The sequence below is a fragment of the Chryseobacterium elymi genome (genome assembly GCF_003385495.1).
GTDB classification, from domain to species: domain Bacteria; phylum Bacteroidota; class Bacteroidia; order Flavobacteriales; family Weeksellaceae; genus Chryseobacterium; species Chryseobacterium elymi.
In genome coordinates, this window is the sequence record NZ_QNUH01000015.1 from 15,463 (window position 1) to 38,393 (window position 22,931).

Below are 22,931 nucleotides of genomic sequence, written 5' to 3' on the forward strand. Positions count from 1 at the left end.
TATTCATCTTCAAATACTTTATGAAGGCTAAAAATTTCTTTCGTATTTTTGTTGTATACATCATTTCCTATGAATTTTAATCTTCAATCAGAATATAAACCTACAGGCGACCAGCCACAAGCGATCGAAAAGCTTACCCAAGGCATCGAGATCGGGGAAAAATACCAGACCCTTCTTGGTGTAACGGGTTCCGGAAAAACATTTACTGTCGCCAATGTGGTACAGAATGTGCAGAAACCTACTTTGGTTCTTGCCCACAACAAAACTCTGGCAGCCCAGTTATTCATGGAGTTTAAGGAATTCTTTCCCGATAACGCGGTTGAATATTTTGTCAGCTACTATGATTATTACCAGCCGGAAGCCTACATTGCAACAACCGGAACTTATATTGAGAAAGACCTCAGCATTAATGAAGAAGTAGAAAAACTACGCCTTTCTGCAACAGCCAGTCTGCTTTCAGGAAGAAGAGATGTACTGATCGTAGCCTCTGTTTCATGTATTTACGGTATCGGAAACCCTTCAGAATTTCATAAATCACTAATTACATTAGCTATTGGGGAAAAAGTGACAAGAACCGCACTCCTCCATTCTTTAGTTAACGCATTATATGCCAGAACACTGGGAGACTTCCAGAGAGGGACGTTCCGTGTAAAAGGAGACGTTATTGATGTTTTTCCGGCATATGCTGACAATGCAGTAAGAATTCAGTTTTTTGGAGATGAAATAGAAAAAATTCAGAGCTTTGATCCTGTAAGCGGAAATGTGGAAGCTAATTTTGACCAGATTCAGATTTATCCCGCCAACCTCTTTGTGACATCAAAAGAAACTCTAAACGGAGCTATCAGAAGCATCCAGGACGATATGGTAAAGCAGGTAGATTTCTTTAATTCTATTGAAAAACCCCTGGAAGCTAAAAGACTTCAGGAAAGAACAGAACTGGATCTTGAAATGATCAAGGAACTGGGCTACTGCTCAGGGATTGAGAACTATTCAAGATATCTTGACGGAAGGCTTCCCGGTTCAAGACCATTCTGCCTGATTGATTATTTCCCGAAAGACTTTTTAATGGTTATTGATGAAAGCCATGTTACCGTTCCCCAGGTTCATGCCATGTACGGTGGCGACCGGAGCAGAAAGGAAGCTTTGGTGGAATATGGCTTCCGACTTCCGGCCGCCATGGACAACAGACCTCTTAAGTTTGAGGAATTTGAAGCCATGCAAAACCAGGTGATCTATGTTTCCGCAACGCCGGCTGATTATGAACTGGAGAAAACCGGAGGAGCTTATATTGAGCAGATCATCCGTCCTACAGGTCTTCTGGACCCCATCATTGAGGTAAGACCAAGCCTGAACCAGATCGATGATCTGATGGAAGAGATCCGAAAAAGAGCTGAGGCTGATGAAAGGGTTCTGGTTACTACTCTAACGAAGAAGATGGCCGAAGAACTTACCAAATATTTTATGAAATTCGGGATCAGAACGAGATATATCCACTCAGATGTAGAAACGCTGGAACGTATCCAGATTATGCAGGACCTGCGTTTGGGAATTTTTGATGTACTCATCGGAGTCAATCTTTTAAGAGAGGGGCTTGACCTTCCGGAAGTGTCTCTGGTAGCCATTCTGGACGCTGATAAAGAAGGAATGCTTAGAAGCAGAAGGTCGATGATCCAGACAGTAGGACGTGCGGCAAGAAACGTTAACGGAAAAGCAATCATGTATGCCGATAAGATCACAAAATCCATGCAGGCCGCTCTGGATGAAACAGAATACCGTCGTAATAAACAAATACAGCATAATGAAGCCAACGGACTTGTTCCTCAGGCCCTAAATAAAAAGATTTCAGAAAATCTTGTGGGAAGGAGTAAAGATTTCCCTGATCCAAAATACACCCAGAAAGAGATTCTTCAGAAAGCTGCTGAAACAAAAGCCAGCTATGGGGGCAAAGACATTGAAAAAATCATCGGACAGAAGCAGAAAGAAATGGAAGCTGCCGCTAAAAATCTTGACTTTATAAAAGCGGCTAAACTTAGAGATGAGATCGCAGCTTTGAAAGAATAATTGATTACATTATAATAATTATTGGCGGCATCTTCGATGCCGCCAATAATTATATGTATAGTCAGAAAGACCTTTTTTATCTCAAAGAAGCCCTGATCGGTATCAGAAGGTCCATCAATCCATTGAGCTTAATTTCGTAAACGGTTGAAAGCTGCATTCCTAATTTTCCTTTAGGCATTCCTTTTCTGTTGAACCATTCCAGGTAGCTTACCGGAAGGTCAGCAAGCACTGTTCCTTCGTATTTTCCGAAGGGCATCTTTACAATGCAAATCTCTTTTAATATTTCTGAATTTACGCCTTCCACTTTTATACAATTAAATTAACCTTTTCTTCCTCATCATTATCCGGCAGTTTAAGGTCTGGGTGTGTATCTTCATCTGAAAATTCATTCCTGTAAACCTGGATCAAAAGCAGAGTAAACGAAATAAGTATAGGTCCGAAAATAAGGCCCATAAACCCGAATAAATTCATTCCCATGATAATTCCGAATACGGTATTCAGCGGATGGATATTTTCAAGCTTCTTCAAAAGCGTAAACCTGAGGAGGTTATCTGTAAGTCCTACCACTATTACACAATAGGCAGCCAGACCAAGCCCCTGAGCCGTATTTCCCTCTGCAATCATAAATATACAGACCGGAACATAGACAATAGCCGCTCCTACAACCGGAATCATCGAAGCAGCAGCTGTTAAAGCAAAAAGAAGGACTGGACTCGGTGCACCAAAGATGAAATACCCTATAAGCGCCACAATCCCCTGTCCTAATGCTACAACAGGAATCCCTATGGCATTCGCCATGATCAGCTTTCTCAGTTTATCGCCTATTAAAGAAATATTAGCCCTCTTTAATGGTGCGGAAGAACTAAGGATCTTCTCAAACAGTCTTGGCCTATCCAGCATAAAATAAAGAATAAAATACATGGACATCACTACAGTTAGTGTGTTAAATGTACCACTGACGGCTGAAGTGGAAAACTTTCCGGCAGAATTCTTCACTTTATCCATATTCTCTTTACTGAGAATGTCAAAACTTGTTTTTGAGTAGATGTATGAATGTATTTTATCCAGAAATACATTGAATTTGGTCATATAAACCTGAGCATTTCCCAGTTTATCGATCAGAAGGTCGGCAATAAAATAGATTGGAAGAATAAGGATAATAAGACTCGCCAGCATCAGCACAAGTGATGCCTGCCAGGATTTCCACTTTTTTTCTTCCTGCAGATAGAAATTATATCTTCTGCAGACTACATAAATAGTGACCGCCCCAAGGACTGACGGTATGAACAGTGAAAGATTAAAACAGATTAATCCGGTAAGCACCAGAATTATAGCCAGCAGGGCAACTTGTTTTATCGCAACATTGCTTATCTGTTTATCTTTATCCATTGCGTTTCTATCTTATTATTTATTTCTTAAATTCGATTTGTCTCGGTTTTCCTAAAAAAGCACAGTAAGCAGAATACATAACGATCATCATAAAAGGAGCTGTTAAAATAATACCAATCCCGCACAGAACAATTCCGGCAATAGAGATCAGTCCTCCCAATACGGTAGTACCAAGAAACGTTCCGTAATTTTCTTTGGCAATGTTAAAAGATTTCCCTAATGCTTCAGTAGCCGATGCATTTTCGAATAATAGAATAGGATATCCCAATAAAAGGAAAGGATAAACAAAAATAAACGGGAAGAAGCACAGCGCCATCGCAACACTTGAAATAATCCCCGAAAGAATACTGTAGATCAGGATATTCACAAAATTCTGTTTGTACCCAATGAACAAATCTGCAAAATCGATCTGATTTTTAGTATTATATTTATTTACAATGTAAATCAGCCCTACATATAATGGGGCAAGTAAAATCCCCAAAAGACCGGACAGTGAAAGATAAAGCGAGAATCCCGGGGCATTCCAATAGCTGAAGTTTGAGTAATCTCCACCTGCATCTCTCATTTCCTCCATCATGGAAGCAGAATTGAATCCACTGACAGACTGTATAATGAAGCCTCCTATAAGGTAAATTATCATTGCGACAATCCCATAAAGAAAAACGCCTTTATACATTTCAAAAGAATGCGAAATAATAGATCCTGTATCCCTGTTTGGAACGGATCCCTGCTGATCAAATTCATTAAATTCTGACATAGTTTAATATTTTAATGGTTTCACCAAATTTAACTTTTTTTGCCATAAAAACATATTAAACCTTTTTAAAATTTAACTTTTTTCCGAGAAAACTGTTTTATATAGTGAGTAAATCATTGCGTTCCAAAACGGGAACGTAAAGAGCCCGCCTATAAAAAACAAGGCAAATCCTATATACCTAAAGAAAATCGCAACAATAACACATACCAGTATTTCTAAAAAATATTTCCTTAATACCTGAAGGTTCAATGAAATTGCTTCAAAAATTCTCTTATTGGTAAAAAACATGAGCGGGGCTACGAAAATGGTAACAAACACCCATACAACGGCAAGTATAACGGTCTGAAATGTATAAAGATAGACAAATGACCAGAAAATATAATAGCCTATATATTTGAAAAAATTAAATCCGTTGTATCCTACAAGCAGATCTCCCAATTCCAGTTTTTCGTTTAGATCTATTTTTCTGTAAATCTGATAAAACCCGATATTTAGAGGATAAAGAAAAATAGAGGTTCCGATAACAGCCCAGGAAAAATATTGAAATCCCGGAGTGGACTGCATTTTTACGACCTGTGCAGAATACGCTTCTATGCCATCTTTTGCATATTTCGCCGCTTCTGCATATTGGGCTAAAATACCATACTTCCCATCAAAGAAAAAAAGCACTGTAAAAAAGATTCCAAAATAAAAGATTGAAAATATTAATTGAAAAAAAAGAGTCTTATTCCAATAGAAAAAAGCCTGCTTCAGTATAAAATCTATTCCCGGTTTCTGAGGATATTTGCTCTGCATTAAAAATTTTTACACAAAAGTAATCATCATTAATTATTTTTGCAGGATGTTTTCAATGAATCATCAAAAATTTATGGAAATGGACGAACTTTCCCTCCAGAAGGTTCCCTACTTTTTCATAATCGATTTCCTTTCGGAAAATGTAGAAATCTACAAAGAAGATGAGATTAATAAATCAGGCTTATTAATTGATTTTCAACAATTTTCAAACTCAGAGAAGCAACACAATCTCAATAAAAAAATTGAATGGACATCATTTCCCGAAACGCTGGAGAGCTTTAAAAAAGGATTTGACAAGGTTCAGAAAAATATCCGTCTTGGAAATTCTTATCTTGTCAATTATACCAGAAAGACTGAAATTCAGACCAATTTAAGCCTCAAAGAAATTTTTTATCACTCAAATGCGAAGTATAAAGTTTTTTATAAAGATTTTTTTGTATTTTTTTCTCCTGAAACTTTTGTAAAGATTATTGACGGCAAAATTTTAACCTATCCGATGAAAGGGACTATTGATGCATCATTTGAAAATGCAGCTGAAGTTTTAAAAAACGATAAGAAAGAGAAAGCGGAGCATTATACCGTTGTGGATCTTCTGCGGAACGACCTCAGCATGGTTGCAGATGATGTGAAAGTTGACCAGTTCCAGCATATAGACCTCATCAGGACACAGCAGAAAGACCTGTATGCGATGAGCTCTGAAATTTCAGGGAATATAAAACCTGAGTTTGCCGGGAAAATAGGTAGTATGATGAAAAAACTGCTTCCCGCCGGATCAATTCTAGGAGCTCCTAAACCGAAAACGCTGGAAATAATCTTAGGTGCAGAAGGATATGACAGAGGATATTATACCGGAGTATGCGGCTGGTTTGACGGTGAAAACCTTGACAGCTGCGTGATGATCCGCTTTATTGAAAAAGAAGGCGACCGGCTTTATTTCAAAAGTGGAGGCGGTATAACACATATGAGCAGGTTAGAAGACGAATATCAGGAAATGAAAAATAAAATCTATGTCCCAATTCATTGAAAGTGTAAAAGTAGAAGATCAGGAGATTTTTCTTTTGGAACTACATCAAAAACGTATCAACCAGACCTTTGCCCATTTTGGGAAAGAAGGCTCTATTGATCTGGCCAAGATCTTCAAAAACCTCGAGCATGATGAGGACGGTCTTTTCAAGCTGAGACTTTCTTATGACCTTGATAAAAAGGTACGGACAATGATGATCCCATACGCCATTCCTGAGATACAGAGCTTCCAGCTGGTTGAAAACAACAGCTTCGACTATTCTTTCAAGTTTGAAGACCGTAAGGAATTGGACAAAATGAAAATGAAATCAAAAGCTGAAGAGATCATCATTGTTAAAAACAACCACATCACCGATACTTCCTTTTCCAACATTCTTTTCCTAAAAGGCAAGGATTGGTTTACACCGACTACTTATCTCCTGAACGGAGTACAGAGACAGAGTCTGCTGAAACATAAAAAGATAAAAGAAACCGAAATCAGCCTTCAGAATATTAAGCAATTTTCTCATTTTCAGCTAATTAACGCTATGAATGATTTTGATGATATGTTTATTTATCCTATTGACCGGATTACGAATTTACCGGGAAACGAAGAATATCTTGATCTTTAATTTCCTTTCATGAACTCAAAATAAGCTTTCTGAACATCTGCACTGTTTTTCCCGTACGTATTAACCTCCAGGATTTTTGGATGAAGGTCCGGTTTGAAGAAATTTTCCAAAACTCTGTCCAGTGTAGGTTCATCTTCCACTTTGATATAGGAGAAGCCAAAATGTTTTGCTAAATGTTCAGCATTCTTACGATGCTTTGTTGCTATAAACTCGTCTAACGTATTAGGGTTGGCATTGCCCGGCCCCGGAATAATTTTAAAAATATTCCCTTCACCGTTATTAAAAATAATTATTCTTACAAATGGCGGGATATATTGGTTCCAAAGCCCATTGATATCATAGAAGAATCCAAGATCTCCTGTAATTAGCAGAGTCGGATTTACATTTTTTATGGCAAAACCCATTGCCGTAGAAGTAGAGCCGTCTATACCGCTGGTTCCTCTGTTGCAGTACATTTTCCTTTTTCCAAAATCAAACAGCTGGGCATATCTGATCGCTGAGGAATTACTGAAATGGATATTGTAATTCTCAGGAATGGTCTGTGAAGCTTTATTAAAGAAATAAAAATCCGAAAATTCAGCCTTATTCAGGAACTGTTCATGTCTTGCATCTTTTTTATCCCTTAAAACGTCCCAAAGATTAAAATAGGGTCTCGGCTCAAGATTGATGAATTTCAGAAATTTTGAAAAGAAAACCTCCGGCTTCACTTCAATCTTTTCAGTAAGAGAAAAGTAGGTATCCGGCTGCCATACTTCATCCAGGTGCCAATGCTGCTTCGGACGGGCATTTCTCAGGAATTGTTTTACTTTTTTGGAAACTACATTCTGGCCTACCGTAATCAGAAGATCCGGAGCATAGGTTTTATAATCCTCTTCAGTAAAATTAAAAATATAACGGTCAATATGCCTGAAAAACTTCTCATGATACAGATTAGAGTTAGCTTCACTCAATACAACAACAGAATGGTTTTTCACAAGCTGTGTTAATTGGTTTTCCAGCTCCGGGCTATGATCTTTGGTTCCCACCAAAATCATAATTCTCTGAGAGGTATGCCAGTCTGCGATTAAATTAGATGGCACCTCATACTCCTTCTGCCTGATGGTCTTTTCAACGGTAGGAAAAGAAGGAAGCTCTGAAATCAATTCGTACAATGGCTCCTCTAAAGGAATATTGATGTGTACCGGTCCCTGTTTTTCAAAACACAGCTCGATTGCTTTTTTAATAATGTCAAAATTAACGTCCTCCGCATTTTCTTTACTGTCTTCCAACAGCTGAAAGTCACCATAAGAATGCTGATGAAAAATATCCTTCTGCCTGATCGTCTGCCCGTCAAAAATGTCTACAAAATCTGTAGGCCGGTCTGCAGTGAGGATCAGAAGCGGAACATTCTGATAAAAAGCTTCTGTTACTGCGGGGTAATAGTTTGCTGCTGCAGAGCCGCTTGTACACGTTATTGCTACAGGTTTCTTCTCACTTTTAGCCATACCTATTCCTACAAAAGCTGCACTTCTTTCATCCACAATACTATAACAGTTGAAGGCATCAATTTCTGAAAAATGAATCGCAAGGGGTGCATTTCTTGACCCCGGGGAAATGATGACATCTGAGATTCCGTACTGCTGAAGAAGATGGGCAAGTATCTGAATACTTCTCTTCGAAGAATATTTTTTCATACAGCAAATTTAACTGATAAATACTTATTTTAAAATCATTTCATTTAAAAAATATGTAATTTTGTGATTCGTAAATTTCTAAAAATGGATAAAATACCTAGTGTAGACCTGCGTGATTTCCTTTCGGACAACCCGGAACGCAAACAGAAATTTGTAAATGAAATCGGAAAAGCTTATGAAGAAATTGGTTTTGTTGCCCTAAAGGGCCATTTTCTTGATGACAAACTAGTAGATGAACTCTACGGAGAGGTTAAAAATTTTTTTGAACTGCCTGTAGAAACGAAGCAGAAGTATGAAATTCCAGGAATCGGCGGCCAGAGAGGTTACGTAGGATTCGGTAAAGAAACCGCAAAAGGTTTCAAAAAAGGTGATTTAAAAGAATTTTGGCATTTCGGACAATATGTGTCTGATGATTCAAAATACAAATCCCAATACCCCGACAACGTGACCGTTGACGAGCTGCCAAAATTCAACAAAGTAGGTAAAGAAGCCTATCAAATGCTTGAAAAAACAGGCCAGTATGTATTAAGAGCTTTGGCCCTGTATCTTGGTCTGGATGAATTTTATTTTGACGACAAGATCGCTGAAGGAAACTCTATCTTAAGACCTATCCATTATCCGCCAATTACTCAGGAGCCGGATGACGCGGTAAGAGCTGCTGCTCATGGGGACATTAACCTCATCACTCTTTTGATGGGATCTCAGGGAAAAGGCCTTCAGGTTCAAAACCACAACGGAGAATGGATCGATGCGATCGCAGAACCGGACGAATTAATGATCAATGTTGGAGATATGCTGTCAAGACATACTAACAACAAACTGAAATCCACGATTCACAGAGTGGTTAACCCTCCAAGAGAATTATGGGGAACTTCAAGATACTCAATTCCGTTCTTTATGCATCCGGTGAGCGAAATGCCATTGAATGCTCTTGAAAACTGTATTGACGAAAATAATCCTAAGTTATATGAAGATACGACTGCAGGAGAATTTTTACATGAAAGACTTATTGAATTAGGGCTTATCAAAAAATAATATAAAAAGTCAATAATTAATCTGTATTTGGATATCAATATCATAAGATAACCTCAGATTAATTATTGACTTTATTCTATACAGGCAGGCTAGAATCCAGGTCCGCAAGGCGTCACCTCACAGGAAAAACTACAACTGTTAAACCAGTAACACGCCATACCCATATTATTTCAATTCTGCACAGGGATCTTCAAATGTATCTCTTATTTCAAAACATTTTTTTGACCTCCAATGATCCCTTTCAGATCTTTCTCACAATTTTCTTTAAATTTTTCATAGTTATAGTTTGTATTAATTACTGAAGATGCCGGCAGAACTGTTATTTTGATAGATTTAATCTAACCTTCAAAATAAACCATCAAAAATTCTTACTTATTAAAATTATCCTGTTATACAATAAAATTCCGGACATGGAGTGGTTTGCGTAAAAGTTCCCCATGGACAAATACATGTATAGGTATCACCACCTGATCCAGGGCCTCCACCGCCGTTTCCCGGATCTACATATGGTACGCATTTCCCGCCGGAACATATGTGTCCTGCAGAGCATCCTCCTGATCCAGGGCCTCCACCCTCAAAACAGAAAGAAGGAGTGAGATCTCCGGCAGAAATCCTCTTCTGATCTCCACGCGAAAGTTTTTTTAAGTTTTTCATAGTTATTTGTTTTTATATTTCCTACTCTATCGGCTTTTCGGATACCGCTTTGATTTGTCTAAATTAAATATTTTTCATTAAAAATCAAACACTTAAGCAATATTACTCACCGTAAAATGAAATTTAAGACATATTATTTGGTTAATCCTTTATTAAACAAAAATTTTACTATTAAAATCTACCACATTTTAGTTAAAAACATTTTGATTATCTTTATGTTACTATCAAATTTTTAATTAAACAGTATGAAAAATTTAAAAAAACTAAACAAAAACCAATTAAAAAGCATCTCAGGAGCAGGAGGAATTAAGCTTCCGGAACCGGAATTCTGCATATATTATTGCAGTGGAACTGTAATCTGTGCAGCTTGCGGCGAGGATTTCCATTGTCCGGATGACTCTATGTAATTTTGAAATCAAAACGAATAAGAAAACCGTTCCTTTTTGGAGCGGTTTTATTTTAAAAATGTTTTTTAGTTGAAGACAGTGTTTTTAGACTCAATCAAACAACCTCAATTGCTGATCTTTAGTCCCGGTAAAATTTGCTGTAGAAAGCTTTGGAAATTCTTTCCCGTCAAAAAACTTTTTCTTCCCGATTTTGAATGTATTATGAATCATTTCAGCAATATTTCCCTCACCTCTCTGCCTTTCAAAATATCTTTTATCACCTAATTTTCCGCCACGCATGGAGCGGATAAGATTTAAAACCTTTTGTGCTCTATCCGGAAAATAGATCTCAATCCAATTAACAAAAACAGGTTCTACCGTATCATTCAGCCTTACCAATGTATAACCGAAACTTAATGCTCCTGCATCTGAAATAGCTTTTAAGATACTTAACGGCTCATCACTGTTCAAACCGGGAATAATGGGTGCCACCATGACATGTACGGGAATTTGGTTTTCTGTAAGAATCTCCACGGCCTTCAATTTATTAGGAGCCGAACTTGTTCTCGGTTCCATTTTCCGTCTAAGATCTTCATTAATAGTAGGAATACTGAAAGACACAGAAACCAGATTTTGCTCTGCCATAGGTTTTAGAATATCCAGGTCTCTCAGAACAAGTGCATTTTTTGTCAGAATATTAACCGGATGTCTGTAATCCAAACACACCTGAAGCAGTTTTCTGGTGATTTCAAACTGCCTTTCTGCAGGCTGATAGCAGTCGGTATTTCCCGAAAGAAGAATGGGCGCTGGTTTATAACCTCTTTTCTGGAAAAATTTCTCTAGCAGTTCAGGAGCATTTTTCTTTACCATGATTTTCCTTTCAAAATCAATTCCGGCGCTGTAGCCCCAGTATTCATGGGTGGGTCTTGCAAAACAATAGGAGCACCCGTGTTCGCAGCCCTGATAAGGATTCATGGAATACTCCATTGGCAGGTCTTCACTTTTTACCTGATTTACAATGGTTTTAGGAAAAACTTCCGTAAAAGAGGTCTTTACGGTTTCGAAATCTTCATCATCCGGTTCATAGGTATACCTGTCGAAACGGTTGATCACGTTTCGCTGTGCTCCCTGTCCTTTTATGAATTTTTCGTCCTGCATTGTGATGTAAAATTAAAATGGATTTCTTATAAAATAATAAGTTTTAACACTAAAGTTATCCACAAAAAATCCGACCTCTTTGAGAGAGCCGGATTTAACATAATTAAATATATTCTTTTACTACTTCAGTGCATAAAATTCCACTCCGTGATATTCATCGTCGTGGTTTTTTTCATCAAAATGTCTGTGATAATCCGAATAGGTATCACTATATTTTTTATCTTTTTTAGTCAATATTTTTTTTAATCCAATAAAACCCAATACTGCCAAAAGACCAACTCCTCCTGCCAGTAAAACGCCAACTTCTTTTTTCATATTTTGTCCGATTTATTAACGTAACTATTGCAAAAAGTATACCTATTTCCTTTTTTTAAATTATAAATTTTGTTAACATTACGCATTATTTCAATGAAAGATGTAATTGCTTTTTATTTAGATTTAGCAAATCAATGGTTTAATTATTGTAGTACTTTTAGGAAAAATAATATTATGGATAATTCAGAAAATATAGACAGGATGACAACTTTGAGCCAGGTCATGAATACTCTTTCAGGAAGAGGAATACATAGAGAGTTCAGAATGAATGAAGCCTGCGAGATGAAATTTGAAAATTCAGAAAAAGTATACCAGCCTTCCGAGCTGACCATTTTAAAAACATATCGTTTTGAAGGGGACAGCAATCCGGACGATAATGCAGTATTATATGTTGTAAAGGACAACGCCGGAAACCACGGAATGATCATAGATTCCTACGGAGCGGAAAGTAATTATCCTGGAGAAAAATTTGATGAGTTTTTAAGAGACATCCCTATCCAGGAAAGCGATGAATTTAATTTTTAAGAGAATTATTTCAAATTTGAATCTGGCTTTAGGCTTTAAGATATAATCCCGGAATTACTCAGTTTCGGGATTTTCTTTTTTCCTGAAGACATTCTTTAGAAAGTTTTTCTTTTCCTTTTTCTGGGGTTCAGATTCTTTCCTTGCCTTTATCTCCTGTTTCAGTTCCTTTACAGTCTCTTTCACATCTTTCACTGATGAAACTGCATTTTTTACGGTTTTTTCTGTTTTATCAATATTTTTTCCTATCAAGGTTTTCTTCAATCCCTGCTCAATTCCTTTCCAAAACAGATTGAAGAACGATTTTGTAGGGTCTCGTTCAACATTTTCCACCGCCACAGCTTCCGGAAATTTTTCAGAATTGGATTTTATAAAAAGATTAGCAACAGCTGTCAACACTCCTTTTTTCTCACGATTATCCTTATTCAGAACAGCAATTTTGAGGTCTTTATGCTTCAGGTTAAATGTTCCGTTTATTCCTGCAGGATTCCCTTTGAAGTTAAATAACATTTCCTGGATCGTGCCTGAAGTGGCTGTGACATGAAGGTAAGGCCTTATGAACGGATTAATTCCGCTTACAGGAAGATCAGATGTTTTCCCGGAAATTGAAAATCCATCATTATGATCTGCCACATCAAAGCCCCAGTTCACTGAAAGCGGTGCAAGGTTCATGAATGAGCAGTTGATCCTGATGTCTACTTTTGTAGATTTTCCTTTTGTTTTAGCAGAATTAAGGTTTTTAACATTCATATTAAAACTGCTGAACGTTAGTTTTCCGGGTCCAGCACTTTCCGGAGTATCTTCTTCATAGACCAGAACTGAATTTTTAAGATCAAGATTATTGACGGTCATTGGAATTTTTATAGACCAGAGCAGTCTGGAATACAGAGGCTTTATTTTAGGGTCATCTTTCGGTATCTTACTTCTGAAAATATTGGCATCTGCAGCAAGAACAGTCACATTGGAAGCATTGATCGATTTATTATCCGAAAACAGATCCCAGCTTCCATCTGCGGTTATCTTCACCGCCTTGAGGTCATACAGATCACGTTCAACAGGTATCATCCTGATAAACTGGGCTCTTGAAACCAGAGGCTTCATGGCAAAGTTATTAACCTGGATCTTATTTTTATTCAATTTTAAAAGACCCACGCTTAAATTATAGAATTGTGTTTTATAGGCAAAATTCCTGGTTGTGAGAAAATAGTCTTTAATTTTCAAAGAAAGCCCTTGGCTATTAGATTTCCGAGCTATTTCAATGGCATTGACCGTTGCATTAAGGTCATGAAGTGCCAATGGCTGCATTCCTTTATCATAAACAATATCAGAATTTTTAACGGTCATTTTCCGGACTATTACTGACTGTATGATTCCGGGACCTGTTTTCTTTTTAATCTTGTCTTCAGGAGCCTTAATTGTTCCGTTTATATTCTCAACAAGAAGATCTTTAAGATCCAGATTAAGTTTTCTTTCAATAAATTCAAATTTATTGATGTTAAATGCGATATGACGGGTTCTCAGATCCATAGAGCCCCTTTCTACCGCCGGGGTTCCTGGGGAGAGGATCAAATTCCTGATTTCACCACTTGTTGGATTTAATGCAAAGCTCTCAACAGCAAAGTTCCGGTGATTTGAATACTGTATATCTTTCCCTGAAAAATGGAAATCTTTATATCCAACAGGAATCACTTCTTTCGCAGTGATTTTATCAAACTTCAGCTGGTTGACTTTTACATTCAGTGTTTTTGCAAAAAACAGTCTGCTTCCGTCAGGTTTATTGACCAATACGGAGAGGTTGTTAAGTCTCACATCTTCCAGATTGACCTCAAAATTCATTTTTCTCTCAGCCTTTTGGGGTCTTATTCCGGTATTATGTACAGTAAGAACTGGATTTTGAAAATCGGCATTGGCAAGTGAAATCTTGTTCTTCTTTAAAATCACATCTTTAAAATCCATCTTTGGAATGGAAAACTCAAACAGTTTAGGTTTCTTCGGATAGAATCTCTTAAACTGTTCAAAAGAGAGCAGTGGAATCAGACGGAAATTCCCGACCGACATTTGTCCGTTTGATGTTGCAACATTGCTGATCGTAATGACATAAACATTATCCGGGCGGAAGAAAAAATTCTTTCCTTTGATATCATAACGGTCAAAAACCACCGGAAGCTTATCTTCTACAGACTCTTCGGTCATCTGAAGGTTTTCTACAAAAAGATCAAGTTCCTGAACGGACAGAAATTTCTGTTTGGTATGCTTGAAAATATTGATGACTCCTTTATTGATCCTTATATTTTCAAACAAAACCGGGTTTTGTTTTTTTCCCGTTTTACGATCTACTGGTTTTGCAAGGCTGATATTTAAATTGGGTTTTGCCAGCAGAAGATTAGATGAACTGATTCTTTTATTGAAAACAGCATCATAAATCCCTAAGCGGCTGATTTTTAGAGTATCAATTGTTCCCTGAAGACCAATCACATTTGTATTTTGGGGGTCTTTGCTATTTACGGTTATTCCTGACACAAAAATATTTCCCGAACCAAGATCTACATCCAGTTTTTTATAGGAAACTTGATAGTCGGTATTATTCTTTATATATTCAGGAAGCTGGGTTTTAAGCCAGATATTCAACCCGAAATTTGCAGACAGAAGAATGAGCAGCAGAATTCCAAGGCTTATCAATAGCTTTTTAACCCATTTTTTCATATTTGTGATTTGGTTTTCGTTATCTTAAATATAACAATTAATTTATTTCCAATTCAATAACATAGCCTTCATGCCCTCTTACGTTCATAAAATATCCACCACTAAAACTTAGATACTGTCCTTTAATTCCTGTAAGCTTTCCGCTAAACTCCGGCTTTTTGTCTAGTGTGAAAGAAGTTATTTTGGGAGGTTTCTCAAAAGGATAATCGAATTTCCATAGATTTTCCCCCTCGCTATAGAATTTCTGAAAATCTTCGGGAAAATACTGTCTGATCTTCTGCTGAAAGTCGGCAAGATCCATTTCTCCCTCAAAATCATCCTGAAGCATTTTTTTCCAGTTTGTTTTATCAGGAAGATGCTCTTTTAGGGCAACTTCTATCATTCCTGCTTCATAACGGTTCTCTGTTCTGGCAATCGGAAGGGCAAAAGTAGCTCCCTGATCGATCCATCTTGTCGGGATTTGGTTATTTCTCGTTACACCAACTTTTACATCCCCGGTATAAGCAAGATATACGGTATGTGGCTGTAGCTGGATTTGCTTTTCCACTTCCAGGTTACGTTCTGCAACCCCTAAATGGGCGGTGGAAAGCTCGGGACGGATAATTGTATCACTGGCATAAGGACTTTCAAAGAAGCAGTTCTTACAAAACCCCATTCTATAAACAGGTTTGTTTTCTCCGCAGTTAACACACTGAAATCCGGTATGTTTTATCCTCAACTCTTTTCCGAATAGCTCATTCATATGGATAAGATCTCCCGAAAGATTCAGATAATATTGAATTGGCTGTGCATCGAAACTTGTCATTTTTAAAATTTGCCCTTGAAACTGCATACTATTTATATTACTTTTTTAAGTAAATTTAATGATTATATTTTCAAAAAGTAAATTTATATTTTTGTCCCATTAAAAATCCACAAATGATTTATCTTGTAACCGGAGGAAGCGGCTTTATAGGCTCACACTTAATAGAACGATTATTAAAGAATGGACATTCTGTCATAAACGTTGACAATTTTGATGATTTCTATAATTATCAGACAAAAATTAAAAATACATTAGAGTCTATTGATAAAATTTCGGATTTTGAGTTTTCAGACAAAGAGACCGATATAAGACGCTTAACTGCTATATCCAAGTCGGACAGGTATCAGATGTATTATCAGGATATCCGTGATAAAAAAGGACTTGAAACTATTCTTAGAAATCACAAAATCGACCTTGTTATTCATCTTGCAGCCCTTGCAGGAGTACGTCCATCCATTGAAAGACCTCTGGAATATGAAGAGGTGAATGTACGTGGAACGATGAATCTTTGGGAACTCTGCAAAGAATTCAACATTAATAAATTCATATGTGCATCTTCGTCAAGTGTTTATGGCAACAATGAAAAGACTCCGTTTTCAGAGACAGATAATGTAGACCATCCTATCTCACCTTATGCAGCAACTAAAAAAAGTGGTGAAATTTTAGGACATGTTTACCATAACCTGTATCATATAGACATGGTCCAGCTTAGGTTTTTCACGGTATATGGCCCCAGACAAAGGCCGGATCTTGCCATTCACAAATTTACAAAACTGATCTCGGAAGGACAGGAAATCCCATTCTATGGTGATGGAAATACAGCAAGAGACTATACTTATATTGATGATATTATAGACGGAATCACGAAGTCTATCCTTTATTTAGAGACTCATTCCGGGGTTTATGAGATTATTAATCTTGGGGAAAGTGAGGTGGTTACTTTATCCGAAATGTTGCGCACAATAGAAACCACCCTTGGAATTTCTGCCATAAAGAAAAATCTGCCAATGCAGCCGGGAGATGTCCAGAAAACCAATGCAGATATCACAAAAGCAAAGACATTAATTGGCTACAAACCAGACACAGACTTCCAAAATGGCATAAAAAAATTTGTGGAATGGTTTTTGAGAAAATGACATCATGAAAGTTGCTGACACAGCTGTAATGCAGTCTATGACGGCCAATGAACAAAAATTAATCAAAAAGAATTGAAAATCAAGTATAAAAAAGCGTATAATATAAGCTAATTTTATACTTTTGCAAAAAATTAGAAAATTATGTACTGGACATTAGAATTAGCCTCATACCTAAGTGACGCACCTTGGCCAATGACAAAAGCAGAACTTATTGACTATGCAATCAGAACTGGTGCACCAATGGAAGTAGTTGAAAACCTTCAGGCAATTGAAGATGAAGGAGAGATCTATGAATCTATCGAAGAGGTTTGGAGTGACTATCCTACCGACGAGGATTTCCTTTGGAACGAAGACGAATATTAATGAAAGCAATAAGCTTTGAGCGTCATGCTTAGAGCTTTTTTGCCCTTTTTTATATATAACATTCACACGATAAGCGTGTCAGTAAAACGCTTAAAGCATATTGCTTTAAGCATAAAGCAAAAAATTTATGAGTTTTTTAAACAAAGTTCTTAAAGGGTTTTTGGGAGACAAAAAAGCGCAGGACCTAAAAGAAGTAAAAAAAGTTGTAACAAAAATCAAAGCTGTAGAACCAGCCATTCAACAGTTAACTGATGATGGTCTGAGAGAGAAAACTGCTGAATTTAAAGAGAACATAAAATCTTCAACCAGCAAAATAACAGCGCAGATAGAACAGATAAAAGAGCAGGTAAAAAATTCAACTAACGTAGATGAAAAAGAAGCTCTTTTCTCAAAGATTGAATCTCTGAAAAAGGAATCATACGATATTGAAGAGAAAGTTCTTGCTCAGATCCTTCCTGAAGCTTTTGCTCTGGTAAAAGAAACAGCAAGAAGATGGGCCCAGAACGGAGGCATCCGTGTTAAGGCAACTGATTGGGACAGACAATTGGCTGCAGCGGGTAAAGACTTCGTAGAGATCCAGGGAGATATTGCAATCTGGAAAAGCTCATGGGACGCAGCCGGAACTCCTGTAGTTTGGGATATGGTCCATTATGATGTTCAGTTTATCGGAGGGGTTATTCTTCACAGTGGTAAAATTGCTGAAATGGCAACCGGTGAAGGTAAAACTTTGGTAGGAACATTGCCTATTTACTTAAATTCACTTCCTGAAAGAGGCGTTCACGTAGTAACTGTAAACGACTATCTTGCGAAAAGAGACTCCGCATGGATGGGCCCTTTATATCAGTTCCACGGAATGTCGATCGACTGTATCGATAACCATCAGCCGAACTCAGACGGAAGAAGAAAAGCATACAATTCAGATATTACCTACGGAACGAATAACGAATTCGGATTCGACTATCTGAGAGATAACATGGTAACTTCACCTACAGAACTTGTGCAGAGAGAATTGAACTTTGCCATTGTGGATGAGGTTGACTCCGTATTGGTAGATGATGCCAGAACACCATTGATTATTTCAGGTCCGGTTCCTCAGGGGGACAGACAGGAATTTGATGTTCTTAAGCCTTCTATCGACAGAATTGTTGAAGTTCAGAAAAAAACTGTTTCTGCCATCTTTAATGAGGCGAAAAAATTAATCGCTGCAGGAAACACAAAAGAAGGAGGATTCAAATTACTTCAGGCATACAGAGGTCTTCCTAAAAACAGACAATTAATCAAGTTCTTATCGGAAAGCGGAAACAGAGCATTGCTACAGAAAACTGAAGCGCAGTACATGCAGGACAACAACCGCGATATGCCGATTGTAGATAAAGATCTTTACTTTGTAATAGAAGAAAAGAACAATCAGGTAGATCTTACAGATAAAGGCGTTGAATACATGTCTCAGGGAAATGAAGATAACAATTTCTTCGTTCTTCCGGATATTGGGACAGAAATCGCTGAAGTTGAAGCAAGAAACTTATCCAAAGAAGAAGAATTCGAAGCTAAAGAAAAACTTTTCTCTGAATTCGCTGAAAAGTCTGAGCGTGTACACACAATGAGCCAGCTGCTAAAAGCGTATACATTATTCGAAAAAGATGATGAATATGTGGTAATTGACGGCGAAGTAAAAATCGTTGACGAGCAGACAGGCCGTATCATGGAAGGGAGACGTTATTCAGACGGTCTTCACCAGGCGATCGAAGCTAAAGAAAATGTAAAGATTGAGGCGGCTACGCAGACCTTCGCAACAGTAACGCTTCAGAACTATTTCCGTATGTACAACAAGCTTGCAGGGATGACAGGTACTGCTGAAACTGAGGCTGGAGAACTTTGGGAGATCTACAAATTAGACGTTGTGGTAATTCCTACGAACCGTCCTATTTTAAGACATGACAGACAGGATTTGGTTTTCAAAACTAATCGTGAAAAATATAATGCTGTAATTGAGGAAATTGAAAAACTAACAGCAGCAAAAAGACCTGTACTTGTAGGGACTACTTCTGTTGAAATCTCTCAATTGCTTTCTAAGGCACTTCAATTAAGAAAAATCCCACACCAGGTACTGAACGCAAAGCTTCACAAAAAAGAAGCAGAAATTGTTGCCGGAGCCGGACAGCCGGGAGTTGTAACGATTGCAACGAACATGGCTGGGCGTGGTACGGATATTAAGCTCACAAAAGAAGTAAAAGATGCTGGCGGTTTAGCTATCATTGGTACAGAAAGACACGACTCAAGACGTGTAGACAGGCAGCTTAGAGGTAGAGCCGGACGTCAGGGAGATCCTGGTAGCTCTCAGTTCTATGTGTCTCTTGAAGATAACCTGATGCGTTTATTCGGTTCCGAGAGAATCGCAAAAATGATGGACAGAATGGGTCATAAGGAAGGTGAAGTTATTCAGCATTCTATGATCAGTAAGTCTATTGAAAGAGCTCAGAAGAAAGTGGAAGAAAACAACTTCGGGATCAGAAAAAGACTTCTTGAATATGATGACGTAATGAACAAGCAGCGTGACGTAATCTATAAAAGAAGAAAGAATGCCCTGTTCGGGGATCACCTGAAATATGACATTACGAACATGATCTTCGATGTTTCCAATTCAATTGTTGCTAAAGGAAAAGCTACAGGAAACTATAAAGATTTTGAATTTGATGTCATTAAGTTCTTCACTATGGAATCTCCGGTTTCTGAAAATGACTTCAAAAGCAAGCAGATTCCTGAATTAACAGATCTTCTTTTCAAAGCAGCTCAGGAAGATTACAAAATGAAACTGAACTTACTGAAAGAGAAATCATTCCCTATTATTGAGAATGTCTATCAAAATCAGGGTTCCATGTTCAAAATGATCCAGGTTCCTTTCACAGACGGGCACAAGACAATGACAATTGTTGCCGATCTTAAAGAAGCTTACGAAACTCAGTGTGAAAGTCTTATCAATGATTTTGAAAAGAACATCACCTTATCCATCATTGATGAAAACTGGAAACTTCACCTTCGTGAAATGGATGACCTGAGAAGATCTTCACAGGGAGCTGTTTACGAGCAGAAAGATCCATTGGTAATTTACAAACAGGAATCTTTCCACCTGTTCAGTGAAATGGTAGACAAAATGAACAAAGAAATTATTTCGTTCTTATACAAAGGAGAAATTCCGGCTTAAGAATTCAATAATAAAATCTCATAAAAACCCCGCTCTGGCAATGCCTGAAGCGGGGTTTTGTTATTCAAGACCTAATAATTTTATGACAAATATCAATTCAATTATTTATTTAGAACAATTAAAAACAATATATTTGCAGAAAATTAGACTTATTCATGAAAAATGTACTGATCTGTGCCTCATTGTTAGGTTCTATCCTGGTTTTTTCTCAGGAAAAAGATACTATTAAATCTAATGATATCGAAGAGATTGTTGTCAACGGAAGATATTATCAAAAATATAAACTCAATGAAGTTTCCGGATCATTAAGACTGCAAACTCCTCTTATTGAGCTACCACAAAACGTGCAGTCTATAAACGGGCAGGTTCTGGCTGATCAGATTACATTAAACATGTCCGAAGGAATTGTCCGTAACGTAAGTGGTGCCAGAAAAGTAGAGCATTGGGACAATGTTTACTCAAACGTTTTCATGCGAGGAGCAAGTATCGCAACTTACATGAACGGAATGAATGTTTCTTCAACATGGGGACCTATTAATCCGGATGCATCTATCATCGACAGAATAGAATTCGTAAAAGGCCCTGCTGGTTTCATGGGATCTATGGGAGATCCTGCCGGGTTTTATAATGTAGTTACAAAAAAACCTACCGGAAAATTTTCCAACAGCGTAAGATTCACAACGGGAAGTTACAACCTTTTCAGAGGTGAGGCTGATCTTGACGGTGTTATTGTGAAGGACGGTGTTTTGGATTACCGTTTAAACTTAATGGGAAGCTCTAATAAATCATGGTCAGAAAATGATAAAACAAGTAAAATAATCATCGCTCCATCTATTACATTCAGACCTACAAAAACAACGACATTCACGGCTCAGTATAATTATCAATATTTAAAATTCAACCAGCCGGGAGCATACTTAATGTCTAACGATGGTTATGCTTCATTGAATGTTCATACCAATTTTAATGATCCGAACTTCAAAAAAACAGAAGTGAAAGATCAAAGTTTATTCTTAAGCCTGGATCAGAAATTATTCAAAGACTGGGTTTGGAGTACACAGTATACCTACATGGATATGAATTATGACGGTGGCTCATGGTGGGGAACTTTTGATCCTGCTGATAAAAACATATTTAACAGGACTTTAAGCAATTGGCAGGCTACCGGGAAAAACCACATATTCCAGACTTATTTAAGAGGAACACTGAATACAGGAAATATCGTTCACAAAATTATTACAGGATTTGACTACGGAGACAGAAAATACAACGCAGATTTCTCCGGATATGGACCTGGAGTTTACCCTGTCAATATTCAAAATCCTCAATATGGTGTAAATCCTTCTACATTACCGCCGGACAGTTTTTATACTTTAAACTCTACAGCTCCTTTCTATAATGACCAAGGCGTAAAATATACCTCATATTATGCACAGGATCAGATAGAAATGTTCAATAATAAACTTCGTCTTACATTAGCAGGAAGATACACAAGCGGAACCACTTTCGCAGGGTATCCTTACTACTCAGAAGGAAATATAGTTCCTAAAGATACAGCTGGTGAATTTACACCAAGAGTAGGATTAAGTTACTCTTTCAGTGATGATTTTTCTGCATATGGAGTTTTTGACAAGACTTTCGTACCACAGTCGGCTATTCAATATTCAGAAATAAACCCTAAAGGTGTCCCTCTTACCACGCCTTTCAGAGGCCAAAACCTTGAAATCGGTATTAAAAAAGACTGGTTTAGTGGGAAATGGAATTCAACATTTGCTGTATATGATATAAGAAGACAAAATATATTTACATCTGATCCCGCCCGTCCAGGCAGTGGTCTTTCAGTAGCTACCGGCGAACAGAGAGCAAGAGGTTTCGAAGCTGACATTAAAGGAGAAATTATCAAGGGGTTAAATGTTGTTATTAATTATGCCTATACAGATGCAAAAACAATTAAAGACAGTGATGCTGCAAAAATAGGTCAGCAATCTCCCGGAAATGCCAAAAATGTACAGAATACCTGGTTAAGCTACAGATTTGAACATGGCAATTTAAAAGGATTCGGTATTTCAGCAGGTTATCAATATCAGGGAGGGAGACAGTCCTGGTTTGGAACAACGGCAAAATATGATCAAAGCCTTGAAGATTACTTTGACACCAACTTCGGGATTTCTTATGTAGCAAAAAAATTCGATGTCAATCTATTGCTGAACAACGTTTTAAACAGAAAGCTTTACAGCGGGTATAGATCAGATGATGGTTCATATGCATGGATCTACAATGCTCCACGCAACTGGAGACTATCAATCGGGTATAAATTTTAATTAATTAAAAGTTAGCCTTTGC

The 22,931-nt window shown here is 37.5% G+C and carries 20 protein-coding genes; 10 read left to right on the top strand and 10 right to left on the bottom strand.

Annotated features, from left to right (window positions below; translation table 11 throughout):
• Positions 1-69: 69 nt before the first annotated feature.
• Entirely contained in the window at positions 70-2,061 is a 1,992-nt protein-coding gene (gene uvrB, locus DRF60_RS15675) for an excinuclease ABC subunit UvrB (protein ID WP_116012947.1), read from the top strand.
• Positions 2,062-2,137: 76 nt separating this feature from the next.
• Here the strand turns inward: uvrB and DRF60_RS15680 are convergent, their stop codons facing one another.
• The 4 genes from DRF60_RS15680 to DRF60_RS15695 form a co-directional block, all read right to left on the bottom strand.
• On the bottom strand, positions 2,138-2,365 hold the full coding sequence (locus DRF60_RS15680) for a DUF3820 family protein (protein WP_034701224.1): 228 nt from the start codon (positions 2,363-2,365) through the stop codon (positions 2,138-2,140).
• A gap of 2 nt (positions 2,366-2,367) precedes the next feature.
• The gene (locus DRF60_RS15685) at positions 2,368-3,450 is read right to left on the bottom strand and encodes an AI-2E family transporter (RefSeq protein WP_116012948.1); all 1,083 of its coding nucleotides are present in this window, start codon (positions 3,448-3,450) and stop codon (positions 2,368-2,370) included.
• Between the two features lie 19 nt (positions 3,451-3,469).
• Positions 3,470-4,207, bottom strand: coding sequence for a beta-carotene 15,15'-monooxygenase (locus DRF60_RS15690; protein ID WP_116012949.1), 738 nt, complete (start codon positions 4,205-4,207; stop codon positions 3,470-3,472).
• Between the two features lie 72 nt (positions 4,208-4,279).
• Complete coding sequence (locus tag DRF60_RS15695; protein ID WP_116012950.1) at positions 4,280-5,002, bottom strand: hypothetical protein; 723 nt, start codon at positions 5,000-5,002, stop codon at positions 4,280-4,282.
• A 46-nt stretch (positions 5,003-5,048) separates the two neighbouring features.
• On the opposite strand from DRF60_RS15695, the gene DRF60_RS15700 reads away from it, so the two are divergent.
• Complete coding sequence (locus tag DRF60_RS15700) at positions 5,049-6,026, top strand: aminodeoxychorismate synthase component I (RefSeq protein WP_116012951.1); 978 nt, start codon at positions 5,049-5,051, stop codon at positions 6,024-6,026.
• Positions 6,010-6,636 (top strand): aminotransferase class IV, encoded by a 627-nt coding sequence (locus DRF60_RS15705; RefSeq protein ID WP_116012952.1) that lies wholly within the window; start codon positions 6,010-6,012, stop codon positions 6,634-6,636. The genes DRF60_RS15700 and DRF60_RS15705 overlap by 17 nt, the downstream gene beginning before the upstream one ends.
• On the opposite strand, the gene menD is transcribed toward DRF60_RS15705, so the two are convergent.
• Complete coding sequence (menD, locus tag DRF60_RS15710; protein WP_116012953.1) at positions 6,633-8,309, bottom strand: 2-succinyl-5-enolpyruvyl-6-hydroxy-3-cyclohexene-1-carboxylic-acid synthase; 1,677 nt, start codon at positions 8,307-8,309, stop codon at positions 6,633-6,635. The two genes, DRF60_RS15705 and menD, sit on opposite strands and share 4 nt — an antisense overlap.
• Positions 8,310-8,393: 84 nt before the next feature.
• Between menD and DRF60_RS15715 the strand changes: the two genes are divergently transcribed.
• Positions 8,394-9,344, top strand: a complete 951-nt coding sequence (locus DRF60_RS15715) for an isopenicillin N synthase family dioxygenase (protein ID WP_116012954.1) — start codon at positions 8,394-8,396, stop codon at positions 9,342-9,344.
• A 381-nt stretch (positions 9,345-9,725) separates the two neighbouring features.
• Here DRF60_RS15715 and DRF60_RS15720 read toward each other — a convergent pair whose 3' ends face one another.
• Positions 9,726-9,998: a bacteriocin-like protein gene (locus DRF60_RS15720; RefSeq protein WP_116012955.1), complete on the bottom strand. Its 273-nt coding sequence runs from the start codon at positions 9,996-9,998 to the stop codon at positions 9,726-9,728.
• Positions 9,999-10,243: 245 nt separating this feature from the next.
• On the opposite strand from DRF60_RS15720, the gene DRF60_RS21395 reads away from it, so the two are divergent.
• Positions 10,244-10,405 (top strand): bacteriocin-like protein, encoded by a 162-nt coding sequence (locus DRF60_RS21395; RefSeq protein WP_167443742.1) that lies wholly within the window; start codon positions 10,244-10,246, stop codon positions 10,403-10,405.
• Between the two features lie 90 nt (positions 10,406-10,495).
• Here the strand turns inward: DRF60_RS21395 and DRF60_RS15725 are convergent, their stop codons facing one another.
• Together DRF60_RS15725 and DRF60_RS15730 are read right to left on the bottom strand one after the other, a co-directional pair.
• A complete protein-coding gene (locus DRF60_RS15725) occupies positions 10,496-11,542 on the bottom strand; it encodes a PA0069 family radical SAM protein (protein WP_116012956.1) in 1,047 nt (348 codons plus the stop codon).
• Positions 11,543-11,662: 120 nt separating this feature from the next.
• Entirely contained in the window at positions 11,663-11,857 is a 195-nt protein-coding gene (locus DRF60_RS15730; protein WP_116012957.1) for a hypothetical protein, read from the bottom strand.
• A 174-nt stretch (positions 11,858-12,031) separates the two neighbouring features.
• Here DRF60_RS15730 and DRF60_RS15735 point away from each other — a divergent pair, with 174 nt between their 5' ends.
• Complete coding sequence (locus DRF60_RS15735) at positions 12,032-12,382, top strand: hypothetical protein (protein ID WP_116012999.1); 351 nt, start codon at positions 12,032-12,034, stop codon at positions 12,380-12,382.
• Between the two features lie 54 nt (positions 12,383-12,436).
• On the opposite strand, the gene DRF60_RS15740 is transcribed toward DRF60_RS15735, so the two are convergent.
• The gene (locus tag DRF60_RS15740) at positions 12,437-15,082 is read right to left on the bottom strand and encodes a hypothetical protein (RefSeq protein ID WP_116012958.1); all 2,646 of its coding nucleotides are present in this window, start codon (positions 15,080-15,082) and stop codon (positions 12,437-12,439) included.
• 37 nt (positions 15,083-15,119) lie between these two features.
• Positions 15,120-15,914 (bottom strand): DUF2797 domain-containing protein, encoded by a 795-nt coding sequence (locus tag DRF60_RS15745; RefSeq protein WP_116012959.1) that lies wholly within the window; start codon positions 15,912-15,914, stop codon positions 15,120-15,122.
• Positions 15,915-16,000: 86 nt separating this feature from the next.
• On the opposite strand from DRF60_RS15745, the gene DRF60_RS15750 reads away from it, so the two are divergent.
• The 4 genes from DRF60_RS15750 (at position 16,001) to DRF60_RS15765 (ending at position 22,909) form a co-directional block, all read left to right on the top strand.
• Positions 16,001-17,023 carry a GDP-mannose 4,6-dehydratase gene (locus tag DRF60_RS15750; protein WP_116012960.1) on the top strand — a complete coding sequence of 341 codons (1,023 nt, stop codon included), beginning with the start codon at positions 16,001-16,003 and terminating at the stop codon, positions 17,021-17,023.
• A 141-nt stretch (positions 17,024-17,164) separates the two neighbouring features.
• Positions 17,165-17,386 carry a DUF2795 domain-containing protein gene (locus tag DRF60_RS15755; RefSeq protein WP_002662059.1) on the top strand — a complete coding sequence of 74 codons (222 nt, stop codon included), beginning with the start codon at positions 17,165-17,167 and terminating at the stop codon, positions 17,384-17,386.
• Between the two features lie 127 nt (positions 17,387-17,513).
• Positions 17,514-20,588: a preprotein translocase subunit SecA gene (secA, locus tag DRF60_RS15760; RefSeq protein ID WP_116012961.1), complete on the top strand. Its 3,075-nt coding sequence runs from the start codon at positions 17,514-17,516 to the stop codon at positions 20,586-20,588.
• A 155-nt stretch (positions 20,589-20,743) separates the two neighbouring features.
• Positions 20,744-22,909, top strand: a complete 2,166-nt coding sequence (locus DRF60_RS15765; RefSeq protein WP_116012962.1) for a TonB-dependent siderophore receptor — start codon at positions 20,744-20,746, stop codon at positions 22,907-22,909.
• The last annotated feature ends 22 nt before the right edge of the window (positions 22,910-22,931 follow it).

Excerpts from the sequence above, each read along its gene's own strand:
- DRF60_RS15715 (WP_116012954.1), top strand. The coding sequence starts at position 8,394 with ATGGATAAAATACCTAGTGTAGACCTGCGTGATTTCCTTTCGGACAAC.
- DRF60_RS21395 (WP_167443742.1), top strand. The coding sequence starts at position 10,244 with ATGAAAAATTTAAAAAAACTAAACAAAAACCAATTAAAAAGCATCTCA.
- menD (WP_116012953.1), bottom strand. The coding sequence starts at position 8,309 with ATGAAAAAATATTCTTCGAAGAGAAGTATTCAGATACTTGCCCATCTT.
- DRF60_RS15765 (WP_116012962.1), top strand. The coding sequence starts at position 20,744 with ATGAAAAATGTACTGATCTGTGCCTCATTGTTAGGTTCTATCCTGGTT.
- DRF60_RS15705 (WP_116012952.1), top strand. The coding sequence starts at position 6,010 with ATGTCCCAATTCATTGAAAGTGTAAAAGTAGAAGATCAGGAGATTTTT.
- uvrB (WP_116012947.1), top strand. The coding sequence starts at position 70 with ATGAATTTTAATCTTCAATCAGAATATAAACCTACAGGCGACCAGCCA.
- DRF60_RS15735 (WP_116012999.1), top strand. The coding sequence starts at position 12,032 with ATGGATAATTCAGAAAATATAGACAGGATGACAACTTTGAGCCAGGTC.
- DRF60_RS15690 (WP_116012949.1), bottom strand. The coding sequence starts at position 4,207 with ATGTCAGAATTTAATGAATTTGATCAGCAGGGATCCGTTCCAAACAGG.
- DRF60_RS15695 (WP_116012950.1), bottom strand. The coding sequence starts at position 5,002 with ATGCAGAGCAAATATCCTCAGAAACCGGGAATAGATTTTATACTGAAG.
- DRF60_RS15700 (WP_116012951.1), top strand. The coding sequence starts at position 5,049 with ATGTTTTCAATGAATCATCAAAAATTTATGGAAATGGACGAACTTTCC.
- secA (WP_116012961.1), top strand. The coding sequence starts at position 17,514 with ATGAGTTTTTTAAACAAAGTTCTTAAAGGGTTTTTGGGAGACAAAAAA.
- DRF60_RS15745 (WP_116012959.1), bottom strand. The coding sequence starts at position 15,914 with ATGCAGTTTCAAGGGCAAATTTTAAAAATGACAAGTTTCGATGCACAG.
- DRF60_RS15685 (WP_116012948.1), bottom strand. The coding sequence starts at position 3,450 with ATGGATAAAGATAAACAGATAAGCAATGTTGCGATAAAACAAGTTGCC.
- DRF60_RS15725 (WP_116012956.1), bottom strand. The coding sequence starts at position 11,542 with ATGCAGGACGAAAAATTCATAAAAGGACAGGGAGCACAGCGAAACGTG.
- DRF60_RS15730 (WP_116012957.1), bottom strand. The coding sequence starts at position 11,857 with ATGAAAAAAGAAGTTGGCGTTTTACTGGCAGGAGGAGTTGGTCTTTTG.
- DRF60_RS15755 (WP_002662059.1), top strand. The coding sequence starts at position 17,165 with ATGTACTGGACATTAGAATTAGCCTCATACCTAAGTGACGCACCTTGG.
- DRF60_RS15720 (WP_116012955.1), bottom strand. The coding sequence starts at position 9,998 with ATGAAAAACTTAAAAAAACTTTCGCGTGGAGATCAGAAGAGGATTTCT.
- DRF60_RS15740 (WP_116012958.1), bottom strand. The coding sequence starts at position 15,082 with ATGAAAAAATGGGTTAAAAAGCTATTGATAAGCCTTGGAATTCTGCTG.
- DRF60_RS15750 (WP_116012960.1), top strand. The coding sequence starts at position 16,001 with ATGATTTATCTTGTAACCGGAGGAAGCGGCTTTATAGGCTCACACTTA.